The organism is Serratia proteamaculans (assembly GCF_004684015.1).
Lineage (GTDB): Bacteria > Pseudomonadota > Gammaproteobacteria > Enterobacterales > Enterobacteriaceae > Serratia > Serratia proteamaculans_F.
Genome location: NZ_SRIA01000018.1, coordinates 180,074 through 193,415 on the forward strand (window position 1 = coordinate 180,074; position 13,342 = coordinate 193,415).

Here is a 13,342-nt window from a genome sequence, read left to right on the forward strand (position 1 = left end):
ACGGAATAGTTTGTTATCCCAGAATTTCCTTGTCCGGTTATTACCCCCCGTCCTGACGCGGATAAAATCCGCGCAGCCTACCGGTTATTCAACTACTCCTGGAAATAACCTCCCCACTCCTGTTCTATGGTTTCTGGCGTCAGCCTTTGCAGACCGGCCCCCGGGGTGAATGTCAGCTCGCCAAAATAGATACGTTGCTGCACCTGATAAAAATCGACACGTACATAAGAGAATTGCTCGGCGACCTGGTGTGCCAACGCCAGCATCTGTTCCAGCCGGCAGGGTTTATCCATCGGCACTTCGCTGTTGGGCACGCCCAGGCGGATTTCGGTGCGGTTCCAGTCGGCGTCAAAAAAGTCACGCCGGTGATCAATAAAACGCTGATAATCAATCTGGATGAAAAACCGCACTTCACCGCCGCGGTTAAAGCAGTGGACCTTGATGTCATTCGGCGTCTTGCCGTCTTCCAGCAACATTTTTTCCACCATCACACAGGGCGGAATATCCTTATAATGGCGCTCGCGGTAAACCTGATAAAAATTCTGTCGCAGCCAACTGTTGGTCAGCACTCTTAACTCATTAAAACTGGTCTGGCTTTTATCAAATACCAATTTGTTATAGCCACTGCCGTGGTTGGCTTTAATAACGAATGCATCAGGCAATGCCTCATACATTTCCTCAGTCAATTCTTTTCCCTGTGCGTAAAGCTCAATCAGGTACTCTTCCCCCCACAATTTTTTAATATACTCCCGCACCTGATACTTATCAGATAATTGCGTGTACATCGCCAGAGGATAGACTTTTCTTCGCATCAGTTTTTCGCTATACCCCACCGGCTTGGCCAGATGCGGCATCTTGCGAAAAAATAATGCGTACTTTAACTGATGATATAGTGCATCGGGTATATTACGGTAAAAACCCTCCACCAGATTATTTAGCATAAAGTTCTCGCACCTTTCCTATTAGTTGAGGTAAACAACGGTAGCAGGTCACCTGCAGCCGGGTAATTTGTCCTCTCCTGAAAAAACCATTAAGTACAAAAAATGAAATAAACTCGGTGATCAGCGTGGCAACCGCCGCGCCCGCAATGCCGTAACGCGGGATCAACACCAGATTCATCAACACATTGGCCAAGGCGGCCAGCGGCATTTTTATCGCGATAAACCGGTAGCCGCCAAACAGCACAATCGCCCGATAGGACACGGTGCCCATCACCGAGAACAACGACGTCACCGAACACAACGCCAGGATGGTGGCAGTTTCACGGTAACTGTCGCCAAACATCAGCGCCACTATTGGCCCGGGAAGCAGCGAAAGCAGCAAAATCACCGGCATCGAAAGCAGCAGCACCACCAGATACAACAGCCGGATCTGCCCTTCCTGTTCGACCTGCGTGCGGGCATTCGCCACCCCAGGCATCATCGAGGTGATCAGCGCAATCGGCACGAAGATCCAGCCCTGACTCAGGGTGATGGCGGCGCTGTACAACCCAACGCTATGCTCCCCCAGATAGTTGCCGATCATGATCTGATCGATTCGGGTGTAGATGACTATCGACAGACCCGAAACCGCCAGCGGCAACCCCACTTTCAGCAGGTAACGCCCATAACGCCGTTGATGCCGCCGACCGATCGGCCGCATACCCCCTTGCTCACGACGAAACAGCACCCAGCGCACCGCGTAGGGGAGCAGGCTGCTGAGCACATAAGGCACGGCAAACCACTCCAGCGGCAGTTTGGCATGCACCAGCGCCAGCCGCACAATGATCGACAGCAACAGCGCCAGGTTGTTGATCAGCGTATTCAATTTCGATTTCAGCAGGGCGTCGTAATAAATTTTATAAACGTCCTGTACCGAGAAATAGGCGCTGATCAGCATCAACGCCATCATGATCTGGCTGGTACGATCCTGCGTCAGCAGCGCCCAGGCCATCAGCGGTATGGCGATCAACGCGAACAGTTGCCGTCGCAGACGCATCGAGGCCAGCATCAGCCGGATGCCGCTGTGTCGATGCCGGGCGACACGGTTAAACAACACCGCGTCGGCCCCCAGCTGTACCAGCGGTACGGCGATGGCGATCACCGACAGCAGGTAGTTAATCAGCCCGTATTGCGCCGGCCCCAGGTAGCGCGCTACGTATACCGAAACAAAAATGCCTGACAGGCTCAGCGATATCCGTTCCAACATCAGCCACAGGGAGTTCATCAGCATCGCTTTCATGCGGTTACTGGACCTTTTCCTGATGGCTGGGGTAAGCAAAGGCATAGTAACCGGCATCGGTGGCGGTTTTCTTCACCATACCGTTGAGGATCACCCCTTTAATCGTCACCCCGTTCTGCTCGAAGCGACGGATACTGGTCTCAATCTGTCTGACGGTGTTGACCTCAAAACGCACCACCATCAGCGCCGTACCGGCATGATGGCCCACAATGGCGGCGTCGGTTACCGCCAGTACCGGCGGCGTATCGATCAGCACCAGATCGTAGTTTTGCCCCGCCCAGCGCAGGAAGTCGGCAAAGCGCTGATGCATCAGCAGTTCAGACGGATTCGGTGGCACCTGGCCGCGTGGCACAAAGTCCAGATTGGCAATATCGGTTTTCTTCACCGCCTGGTCTGACGCGACCAGTCCGGACAGCATGTCTGACAGCCCATCCTTGGCGCTGTTGTTCAACCAGCGGTGCAAGAAGCCTTTGCGCATGTCGGCGTCGATCAACAACACCCGCTGCCCTGCCTGAGCGATCACCACCGCCAGGTTGGTGCTGGTAAAGCTTTTGCCACTGGCGGGGCTGGCACCGGAAACCATCAGAATATTGTTTTTGGCCTCCATCATGGCGAAATGCAGGCTGGTGCGCAGGCTGCGGATCGCCTCGACGGATAAATCTTCCGGTTGCTCTTGCGCCAGGATTGGCAACTTGCCGCTGCTGCTTTTGGTCAACAACTGTTGCTGAGTGCGATTACGCTTTTGCTGCCATGGCGACAGCGGCACCGTGGCGTACACGCTGATGCCGCGTTTTTCCAGCGTATCGGTGTCACCGATGCCGCGATGGAGCGCCGCGCGCAATACCACCACCGAGGCTGACAGCACGCCCCCCATCAACAGGGCAAAGAAAACGATCATCGCTTTTTGCGGTTGCACCGGGCGCAGACCGGTTTCCGCCTCATCGATAATGCGGATGTTGCCCACCGTGCCGGCCTTGCTGATGCTCAACTCCTGCTGTTTGTTCATCAGTTGCATATAGACCTGCTGGTCCACCTGCACGTCCCGGGTTAAACGCAGAATTTCCTGCTGGGTTTTCGGCAGGCTTTGTACCTGCTTGCCCAGGCGGGATTTCTCCGCTTCCAGCGTGGCACGCTTTTCCAACAGCGCCCGATAGGCCGGATGCACGCGGGTATAAAGCTTGGAGATTTCCGCTTCTTTGAAGGTCAGCTCATTCAACTGACCTTCCAGTTGAACCTGGGTATCCAACACCGATTTAGCCTCAAGCGACAAATCCACCGAGTCGTTTTGCTGACGGAACTGATTAAGCTGATTTTCGGCGTTGTTCAGCGAGCTTTGAGTACGCGGCAACTGTTCGTGCAGGAAGGCCAGCATGCGCTGGGCCTCCTCGGTTTTGCGATCCACATTCTGTTGCAAATAGTTGTCGGTGATGCTTTTGAGCACCGCCTCCGCACGCTGCGGATCCTCCCCCGCCAGGCTGAAGGTCATGATGCCGCTTTCCTTGCCGCCGGGGGCGACGTCGAGCATGTTGCGCAGGTCGTCCACCGCTTTCTGGCGCGGCACGTTAACCAGGGTGAAGGTAGTACCCGGCAAGGCTTCCAGCGCGGTCACATTGATGGCCCAACCGCTTTGCTGCAAGGCTTGTCCCACGCTGCCGCTGAACAATTTCTTGCCGTCATGGCTCAGGCTGTAACGCTGTTGATCTTCTGCGGTCAGAGTCAGTTCCTGGCCCTGCATGACCGCCGGCACCTTCATGCCGGAGATGTTCAGCACCGGCGGCGTTTCACCGCTCAGGCGGGCGATGCCCTTGCCAAACAGCGGGAAGTAGTCCGGGCTGATACGCACCGTCAGACCAAGATCGTCGACGGTTTTGCCAATCACGTAGCGCGATTTCGCCAGCGAAACTTCGTCCTGAGTCGCCGAGTTCTGCCCGATAGATCCACCAATAGAGCTGTCCAGCGTTTCACGCAGCAGTGAATCGCCCGAGAGCTGCTTTTCCACCTGCACCAGTGCGGTGGCCTGATAGATGGGCGTCGCCATCAGCGCATAAGCGCAGCCCAGAATACCGGCGACGCCGGTGACCAGCAGAATGCGCCAGCGGTTATCCCACAGCGGGCCAATCAGGCGTTCCCACTCCAGTTTGTCGTCCTGTTCAGCCATCACAATTGGCAGTGCGTTGTTTTTCATCATCAGTATTCCTTAAGTCACCGTTACGGGTTTACCAATTACGGACCCGCAACGTGGCCTCGCTAAGGTCGTTAAAGCTGGAAATGGTCGGTGCCAACTGGCTGATCAAACGGTTCCAGCGCGCGATCGGCGCCGCAGTGACGTACACCACGTCGTAAGGTTCCAACTGGAATTCGGTGCCCATCGCCAGCGCGGAGGCATCAGACAGATCAAACTGGTACAGCGACGCCAGCCGCTGTGGCTGTTTGCCGCCATTCGGGCGGATCACGAACACGCCAGTGGCATCGGCCACCGTTTGACTGATCCCTTCGGAGCTGCCCAACGCCTCGGTCAGCGTCATGCCACTGCGATCCATTTTCAGCGTCGACTGCTTACCGACCTCGCCCATCACAAAGACTTTCAATTCGTCGTTGCGCGGCACATACAAAATATCGCCCGGCTCCAGCAGATGGTTCTGGCTGATATCGCCGCGCTGCATCAGTGCCTGCAGGGAAATCGGCTGCTCTTTGCCCTGATGCGTCAGCACCACATTGCGCCAGTCGGCGTTATCGGTCAGCCCACCGGCGGCATTGATTGCATCAAGAATGGTCAGCGGCACGTTGGTCACCGCCTGCTGCCCGGAGGTTTTCACTTCGCCGGTCACATAGACTTTCTGCGAGCGGAAGGCGGCAATGCTGACGTCGACCTGTGGACTTTCCACATAGGTCGCCAGGCGTCCGGCGATCTGACTGCGCACTTCGCTGACGGTTTTACCTGCTACCTTCACCCGGCCGATGTAGGGGTAGAAGATCGCCCCGTCGGCATGCACCCAGTTGCCGGTGTCGCTGGCGCTGCGGTATTGCCCCGCCGGGGTGGTCAGTTCCGGGTGGTCCCAGACGGTAACGTTAAGCACATCGCCGATACCGATACGGTACTGATAGCTTTGCAGACGCTGATCCAGCGCCAGATTTGGCCGCGCTACCGGTTCTACCCGGCGCATTTTTTGCAATAGCAGCGGCGTAACGCGATACACCTGGACCTGCTTGTTCAAATCGAAGTCTTCGTCCTGCTGAGTCACCTTTTCTTTGCCCTGTGTCGGCAGGTGGGACCCTGGAAATGCGGTGCAACCGCTAAGCAAGGCGCAAGACAGCACCAAAGGCATCAAGTGAAGGTTCATAGCTGTACTCGGAGAAAACGGGCCGCCTTTGCAGCCCGTCAGATGAATGACAAAGTTGTCTTTAAAAACTGAGATACCCGGGCCTAGCGCACCGAGGGGCGCTCCGGCAGCTAAAGCTGCTACGACCCCTTCGGCACGCTCTCCCTAATAACAGGCTTTGTCAGAAGCCCGTTGGGGATTAACGATCGGCGGTAGGATTATCGGTAAAGATTCTTGCCTGGCGCGGTTCATGCAACAGGGCAAAATAACCGAAGAAACAAAATACAAAGGCCAACAGCATCAGGTGGTCCGGTGTCTGCAGCACTTCACTGCAGATGCCGACACAGGCCAGTGTGACCGCCAACATGCAGCTCATCGCCAGCGCCTGGCGTGCATTGAGGCCACGGCGCATCAGAATATGATGCAGGTGATCGCGTCCGGCCTTGAACGGGCTCTGGCGACGTATCAAACGGCGTACCATCACGGTCACCATGTCCATCAGCGGGATGGCGATTAACCACAGTGCGGTCACCGGTCGTATTACCGCGTCCTCACCCTGGGTGGCGACAATCAGCAACCACAGCACGCTGAAACCAATCACCATGCTGCCGGCATCACCCATGAATATCTTGTTACGCGCACCGAACACGCTGAGGTTGAACAGCAGGTAGGCCGCCAGGGCCACTATCAGGCTCAGGCACCACAAGGCCTGAGCCTCATGCCCGGCCAGCCCGAACAAAATGGCCAACGCCATAAAGGTGACACAGGACAGCGCGCCAAGCTGACCGTCGATACCGTCAACCATGTTATAAGCGTTGATCGCTCCCCATACCGCCAGGGGCGTTACCAGCAAAGCCGCATAACCCAGCAACACCTCCTGGTGGCCCCACAGGAACCCAAACGAAGAGAGTTGCATCCCTGCCGCCAGCATCATCGCCAGCGCAATCCCTCCCTGCACAATGACGCGCGGCGCCACCGGCAGATCAAAACGGTCATCAAGCACCCCCAGCATCACTAATGCGGTGACGCACAACAAATAGGTGGTGCTGTGCGGCAACCAGTCCGGTTGCCAGAAAGTCACCAGCGTCATGATCAGGTAGATAGCGATGCCACCGACCAGCGGTACATGCCCCTGATGGCGTTTGCGGGCATTGGGTTTATCCACTAACCCCACCGCCAGTGCAGCGCGGCGGGCAATAACTACCAGCATCAGCGCCAAAATAAATATCACACTCAGTTGATATAACATGGTTCCTCCAGCGAATAAGCACGCTACCGCCCTTGAGTTACAGCTCCCAATGCGCTATTAACGAAACATTTGTAGGGGCGCCGCACGCCGCGCCCGTATTGCATACGATCCCACTACATTTAATTTCCACATTCGTAGGAGCGAATTTATGCGCCCCCTACAGTCAGCAGAAAAGAATAAAAACCCTTAGCGTTGAATAAAGGTATCTCTAGGAAAATTCGTACTTAATCGTTTTTTCGATCGCCAAATTAAGATCGACCGGCGCCACGAAATCATTTTGCACATTGCTTTTAAATTGCGTTCTGGCGCAGAATTTTTGCACCCGCACTCGGCTAATTGGGAATTTACGGTGACTTATTTTGCTCACCACATCCAATGCCGTTGCGCCACAGAGACCAAATAAATAGGGAATGCGAATAGTCTTATTACTTTTTCCTAATGAAGAAGAAATAACGTCGACCAGTTGATTCATGGTGAAGTCAGGCTTATCAACATAATTACTGACCTGATAGGTTGCCTGCTGATCCAACGCATGCTCCAGTCTGGCGGCAATATTTTCCACATAAGCCATGGACTTCATATTATTGCCACTGCCGATCATTACAAAGCGGCCGCTGGCGATTTGCCGGAACAGGTTATAGACGTTGCCGCGATTATTTTCACCAAACACCACCGTTGGGCGGATGATGGTTAATTTGTTGCTGCCATCCGCTTTGCGCCAGGCTTCGTAAACATACTCGGCCTCCAGCTTGGATTTGCCGTAATGGTTAAAGGGTTCGAAAAGCCCTTCCTCGCCGGTTTCCTGAGTCACGAAGCCGTAAACCGCCACCGAGGAGGTAAAGATGATTTGTTTGATATTCAACGCCGAGGCTGTCATGCAAACATTGCGCGCACCGTCAACGTTAACCTGATAGTACAGTGAGACAGGATCGACATTATCCTGATGCTCGGCCGCAAGATTAATCACGGCGTCACAACCGGCCAGCGCCTGCCGCAGTGTTTCTGGCTGGGTGACATCGCCAAACTGATAGAGCTCAGGAAAATGCTCACTCGGCTTTTTATCCACGATGGTCAACACCAGGTCGTCACGCGCACTCAGACGTTTAACCAAACGCGTCCCGATAAAGCCGGAACCCCCGATGATCGCTACTTTACGCTTATCCATAATTTGTCACTCAATCCGGTTTTCCATTATTCCCTACCGCACCATGAGGCAGGACGCTAATTGGCGTTAGAACATGGAAACCAGACTGGACAAAACAGACCGGGCTTTCAAATAACAAATAATGAAATAAAAATATTAGCCGAATGTAAAATTATCGATAAAGGTGAAATATCATCTGGTGCTAATTTTTAACATCGTAAGCAACTTGATATTCCATGGTTTTGTTCGGCAATATAAGATTAATCTTACCCATACCCTGTGCGTCCGAAGTTTCGTATTTCACCGGCTGTTTAAACTTCCCCTGTTTGGGGTCGACACACTCAATGGTCGCCTGCTCCAGGCTTTCCCCCTGATACAAACAAAGCAAGCTTTGCGGACCGTTGGCTCGAGGGTTGTTCAGCGTCAGAGTGAGTACCACGCGGGTATTGTTTTGAATATCATTGATAATTGGCGGGCGAGTTTGGTTCCCCAGTACATATGAGAAATGTGAAATAACCAGCAGTGACACGAATACCGACAGGTATTTCACTACTCTGATGGCTGGAACTGAGAAAAAACCTGCTGAAACCGGAATCTTGTTTCTTATTGTCGTATTTTTAAGCGGTGCGGGCGTGGCAGACGAAGAAACCTGAGCAATAGCCTCCTCCGGCTGTTCTATTTCCTCAGTAAGGATTTCATCATCTTTATTGTTACTTTCAGAAAGTTCCGCTTGAATATCTTTATTAACATCACTTTCGATATTCCATAATTCATCGGCGACGTATTCATCCTCTTCAGAAATAAAGTGAAAAACAGCCTTGTTTTCCACCTTATAACCCAGGCGTGGAATAGTTCTGATAAGTGTATGCTCCGCATCACCTATTTTTTGACGAATAGATTTAATTGTTTGATTTATCGTTGAATCCGAACAGTAAGTTCCTTTCCAAATGTTTTCTATAATTTCTGTACGGCTAACCAGTTCTGGGGATCTGGCGACAAGAAGGGAAAGTATCTGATACTCCTTCCAACGTAGGCGAAATTTTTCCCTGGACGGTGTCAGAACATCTAGATTCCTAATCTTTATTCTTTTATCAAGATTCACTTTTAATTTCCTTAGCGTGCCTGTCCTGCACACTTTGTATAGAAATATGAAAAAATGTTCAAGAAATTAAATGTAAACTCAACAGGTTGCATTCATCAGATATTTATTTTTATAAAAATTTACTGATTTCATTTTTTACATACCTCCTTAAATGAAGGTTATGATTCTTTGAATGTCTTTATTTCCCTGTTGGAAACATGGTTTCTTATCATGTTTACCGGCAATAAAATACATATAACAATCTGTTTTCAAATGAAAAATACAAGAATGTTATAAAATTGTTAGTTAAGTGAAATTGTGAAATTTCATCCAGTCAGTGAAGGATATCACCTGTTTTTCCACCTAATCCGATTGCCAGATAGCCTACAAAAAGCCTGTCAAAACAGAATGAGAGTTATCTGATTTAATCCTTCGCAGAACACCAGGTTAAAATATAGCACCAAATACAAAGGCCCCTTGTTAACTTGATGGGATAATTCTCGAAAAACGGAAAAACCAAAATTTATTACCAGGCAGCGCGTCATACACAGTGCTTTATTTTCGTAAAAAATTCGACTGAAAAATGAAAAATAACCAACAGAAATAATTCGCCTAGGGAAAGCAGGAAATCACAGTTTGAGAGAGACGCTTATAAACAAAGGGAAAAATGGCGAGCGGTAATAAGAATATTACCTAAAGCGACAGGAATTTCACTGAGGGAGTAAAACTTCACAGAGTAAAGCCGGGAAATAGCTCCTCCCCTGCCGGGGAGGAACTGGGGATATGTGAACTATTTTTTACGGCCGTAGACGACCCAGGTGACCAGCACACAGACCACGTAGAACACCAGGAAGATTTTCATCGCCCCCGCCGGTGAGCCGGTCAACGCCAGGGAAGTGCCGAAGGCTTTCGGAATAAAGAATCCGCCTGCGGCCCCGATCGCCGAGATGAAGCCCAGGGCTGCCGCGGAATCGGTAACCGCTTCGCGTTGAGCACTTTCGTCACTGCCGCCGCTGGCCTTGACCCGATCTACGGTAATTTTACGGAAGATCACGGCAATCATCTGGAAGGTAGAGCCACTGCCCAATCCAGCCGTGAGGAACAGCAGCATAAAGACGCTATAAAATGCGATAAACGAGCCGGTATGCCCTGCCCCCGGTAAAGTCAGGAACAACAAGGCAGCAAATACGGCCATCAGCACAAAGTTAATCAGCGTGACGCGAATGCCGCCGAAGCGATCGGACAGCGCCCCACCCACCGGCCGTGCCAGAGCGCCGAGGAACGGACCAAAGAAGGCATAATGCAAAATCACCACGTCCGGGAACTGGGTTTTGGACAACATGGCAAAACCGGCGGAAAAACCGATAAAGGAACCAAAGGTGGCGAGATACAGCAGGCTCAACACCCAAAGGTGACCGCGTTTGAGTACCGGCAGTTGCTGACGCAGCGACGCTTTGGAAGCCGCCAGATCGTTCATACCGAACCAGGCCGCCAGCGTACCGACCAGCAGGAAGGGCACCCAAATCCAGGCGGCGTTCTCCAGCCACAGTGAACTGCCATCAGCCTGTACCTGACCGGTTCCCCCAAAGGCGCCAAAGATAGCAACAGAGATGGCCAGTGGAGCCACCAACTGCATCACGCTGACCCCCAGGTTGCCCAGGCCGCCATTCAGGCCCAGTGCGCCGCCCTGTCTGGCCTTTGGAAAGAAGAAGCTGATATTGGCCATGCTGGAGGCAAAGTTGGCCCCGGCAAAACCACACAGCAAAGAGATAATCACAAACACGCTATAGGGCGTGGTAGCGTCCTGCACCGCAAACCCCAGCCACAGGCAGGGTATCAGCAGCAGGCAGGTGCTGATCGCCGTCCAGCGACGGCCGCCGAACATCGGGATCACGAAGGAATAAGGCACGCGCAGGATAGCACCGGAAACGGAAGGTAATGCGGTGAGCATAAACAGCTGATCGGTGGTGAAATTAAAACCTACCTTATTTAAATTGACCGCGACCGCGCTAAACAGCATCCAGACGCAGAAAGCCAATAGCAGGCAGGGAATGGAAATCCACAGGTTGCGGTTGGCAATGCGTTGGCCGCGTTGTTGCCAGAATGCGGCATCCTCAGGTTGCCAGTCCTGAATAACCGCGCCTGTTTGTTTTGATAATGACGTTGCAGATTGCGACATAAAAACCTCAGACACAGGATGATAACTTCGCCCACCCTAGGCGGCGCCCCCTGCGGCAAAGTTGATGTAAATCAACCCGGATGCAGGTAGCCAACCGTCCGAGAAGCCCCGCCATCCCTTTATGAGTAACTCTCCGCATAGATTTAAAATCATGAAAATCAATCCATTGCCTATTACTCAACGCCGCTGGCAGCGGCAGGCAAGGCAGACGGGAAACTAGTGGGTACTTCGTTAGAGGTATGGGGTTATCGCCGGGTATGATGAAAAATAACGCTGAATCGTTACCACACCCGCTGATACCACCTGCGCTTGTCCTCTGGTTACCAGCCGTATCTTGCTCTGCCGTCGGGGATCCAAAACCTATGAAACGCCTGTTAGCACCGCTTTCCATCGTGAACCAGGTGGCCGTCCTGATGTTGCTGCTGGGGGTACTGGGCGTGGCCGGTATGAGTATTTCCGCCTGGATGTCACAAAGCATTCAGGGCAACGCGCATGCGATCAACAAAGCCGGTTCGCTGCGGATGCAAAGTTACCGCCTGCTGGCTCAGGTGCCGTTGAATGCTCACAGCGAAGCACTGATCCACGAGCTGGATCAGGATGCCAACAGCCCCGATCTTCAGCGTTCGGTGACGCAAGAGCAACTGAGCGAACAGTTTCAGGCGCTGAATAATTACTGGCAAAAAACCCTGTTGCCACAGTTACGGGCGGCGCGGCAACCGGCGGATGCAACCCCGCAGGTGGTGCATTTCGTTTCCCTGCTCGATACGCTGGTCTCGGATATCGACCACCATACCGAACGTCGGCTGCTGACGGTGACGCTGGTACAGGCGGTGTTCATCGCGCTGACGCTGCTGCTGCTGGTGGGGACCATCTGTTACCTGCGCCGTCGTCTGCTGCATCCGTGGCGCCAACTGGTGGCAATGGCGCTGTCAGCAGGCCGCGGCGATTTCAGCCGCCGTTTTGCCCAGCGTGGCCATCAGGATGAAATGGCCTCACTCGGCGGCGCGTTAAACACCATGTCCGACGAACTGGCCACCATGTACAGCGGGCTGGAGCAACGGGTGGCAGAAAAAACCGCCGATCTGCAGCAAAAGAATCAGGTGCTGAGCTTTTTGTATCGCGCCAGCCGCCAATTGCATGCCAATGAGCCCTTGTGCAGCCGCCTGACGCCGATCCTCAATCAGTTGCAAACCCTGACGCCACTGCGCGCCATCCAGGTTCGTCTGTACGAAAACAACAGTCAGGAACAGTTTGTACAACTGTGCGGCAACCAGCCGCTGCGGCCGGAATATTGCAATAACCCGGTGTGCAGCGCCTGCCTGAGCGAAGACGATCAGCAGCAAGCCGATCATCCTTCGCTGAGCTGGAGCCTGAGTGACAAGCTGGGCGATTATGGGGTGATTGTCGCGCAACATGCCCCACAGTGCCCGCTGAATGACGAGCATCGACAATTGATGAGTACCCTGGTCGAACAGTTGACCAGCGTACTGGCAATTGAACGCCAGGTGGACCATCAACAGCAGTTGATGCTGATGGAAGAGCGCGCAGCGATAGCCCGTGAACTGCATGACTCCATCGCCCAGTCATTGTCGTGCCTGAAGATGCAAACCAGCTGCCTGCAAATGCAGGGGGCCGAACTTTCACCCGCCAACCTGGCGCTGGTACAACAGATGCGCGAAGAGTTAAACATCGCCTACCGCCAGCTGCGTGAACTCTTGACCACCTTCCGCCTGCGGCTGACGGAGCCGGGACTGCTGGCCGCCTTGCAGTCGACGGTGCAGGAATTTAACCAACGACTCGGCATTTCTATCCACCTCGACTATCAGTTAACGCCACGTACGGTGCCCGCTTATCAGGCGATCCACCTGTTGCAGATTGCCCGCGAGGCGTTAAGCAACATCAACAAACATGCCCAGGCCAGCCAGGTGAGTATTCAGGTGGTCAATCAACGGGGCGAAGTCACCCTGAGCGTCTGCGATAACGGCCGCGGATTGCCGGAAGATACCGATCGCCCCGATCACTACGGCCTGATCATCATGCGCGATCGCGCCAAAAGCCTGCACGGCCACTGCGAGATTTTACCCCGCAGCGGCGGCGGCACTGAGGTCCGGGTGGTCTTTAAACCGGACAACCACGCCATCGACTAATG

At 53.3% G+C, this 13,342-nt stretch carries 9 protein-coding genes; 1 reads left to right on the forward strand and 8 read right to left on the reverse strand.

The window, feature by feature from the left end:
- Positions 1-92: 92 nt before the first annotated feature.
- The 8 genes from E5C26_RS14690 to E5C26_RS14725 all read right to left on the reverse strand — a co-directional run bounded on the left by E5C26_RS14690 (position 93) and on the right by E5C26_RS14725 (position 11,193).
- Complete coding sequence (locus E5C26_RS14690; protein WP_135316968.1) at positions 93-941, reverse strand: ATP-grasp fold amidoligase family protein; 849 nt, start codon at positions 939-941, stop codon at positions 93-95.
- On the reverse strand, positions 931-2,220 hold the full coding sequence (locus E5C26_RS14695; protein ID WP_135316969.1) for a flippase: 1,290 nt from the start codon (positions 2,218-2,220) through the stop codon (positions 931-933). Before E5C26_RS14695 ends, E5C26_RS14690 begins: the two co-directional genes overlap by 11 nt.
- 4 nt (positions 2,221-2,224) lie before the next feature.
- Positions 2,225-4,408: a polysaccharide biosynthesis tyrosine autokinase gene (locus tag E5C26_RS14700; RefSeq protein WP_135316970.1), complete on the reverse strand. Its 2,184-nt coding sequence runs from the start codon at positions 4,406-4,408 to the stop codon at positions 2,225-2,227.
- A gap of 28 nt (positions 4,409-4,436) precedes the next feature.
- A complete protein-coding gene (locus E5C26_RS14705) occupies positions 4,437-5,561 on the reverse strand; it encodes a polysaccharide export protein (RefSeq protein WP_135316971.1) in 1,125 nt (374 codons plus the stop codon).
- Between the two features lie 178 nt (positions 5,562-5,739).
- Positions 5,740-6,789, reverse strand: coding sequence for a UDP-N-acetylglucosamine--undecaprenyl-phosphate N-acetylglucosaminephosphotransferase (wecA, locus tag E5C26_RS14710; protein WP_135316972.1), 1,050 nt, complete (start codon positions 6,787-6,789; stop codon positions 5,740-5,742).
- Between the two features lie 208 nt (positions 6,790-6,997).
- Complete coding sequence (locus tag E5C26_RS14715; protein ID WP_135316973.1) at positions 6,998-7,954, reverse strand: NAD-dependent epimerase/dehydratase family protein; 957 nt, start codon at positions 7,952-7,954, stop codon at positions 6,998-7,000.
- A gap of 181 nt (positions 7,955-8,135) precedes the next feature.
- Positions 8,136-9,035 carry a transcriptional regulator gene (locus tag E5C26_RS14720; RefSeq protein ID WP_135316974.1) on the reverse strand — a complete coding sequence of 300 codons (900 nt, stop codon included), beginning with the start codon at positions 9,033-9,035 and terminating at the stop codon, positions 8,136-8,138.
- A gap of 769 nt (positions 9,036-9,804) precedes the next feature.
- On the reverse strand, positions 9,805-11,193 hold the full coding sequence (locus E5C26_RS14725) for a NarK family nitrate/nitrite MFS transporter (protein ID WP_135316975.1): 1,389 nt from the start codon (positions 11,191-11,193) through the stop codon (positions 9,805-9,807).
- A 362-nt stretch (positions 11,194-11,555) separates the two neighbouring features.
- Here E5C26_RS14725 and narX point away from each other — a divergent pair, with 362 nt between their 5' ends.
- On the forward strand, positions 11,556-13,340 hold the full coding sequence (narX, locus tag E5C26_RS14730; protein ID WP_135316976.1) for a nitrate/nitrite two-component system sensor histidine kinase NarX: 1,785 nt from the start codon (positions 11,556-11,558) through the stop codon (positions 13,338-13,340).
- Positions 13,341-13,342 lie beyond the last annotated feature (2 nt).

Excerpts from the sequence above, each read along its gene's own strand:
- E5C26_RS14690 (WP_135316968.1), bottom strand. The coding sequence starts at position 941 with ATGCTAAATAATCTGGTGGAGGGTTTTTACCGTAATATACCCGATGCA.
- E5C26_RS14695 (WP_135316969.1), bottom strand. The coding sequence starts at position 2,220 with ATGAAAGCGATGCTGATGAACTCCCTGTGGCTGATGTTGGAACGGATA.
- E5C26_RS14700 (WP_135316970.1), bottom strand. The coding sequence starts at position 4,408 with ATGATGAAAAACAACGCACTGCCAATTGTGATGGCTGAACAGGACGAC.
- E5C26_RS14705 (WP_135316971.1), bottom strand. The coding sequence starts at position 5,561 with ATGAACCTTCACTTGATGCCTTTGGTGCTGTCTTGCGCCTTGCTTAGC.
- wecA (WP_135316972.1), bottom strand. The coding sequence starts at position 6,789 with ATGTTATATCAACTGAGTGTGATATTTATTTTGGCGCTGATGCTGGTA.
- E5C26_RS14715 (WP_135316973.1), bottom strand. The coding sequence starts at position 7,954 with ATGGATAAGCGTAAAGTAGCGATCATCGGGGGTTCCGGCTTTATCGGG.
- E5C26_RS14725 (WP_135316975.1), bottom strand. The coding sequence starts at position 11,193 with ATGTCGCAATCTGCAACGTCATTATCAAAACAAACAGGCGCGGTTATT.
- narX (WP_135316976.1), top strand. The coding sequence starts at position 11,556 with ATGAAACGCCTGTTAGCACCGCTTTCCATCGTGAACCAGGTGGCCGTC.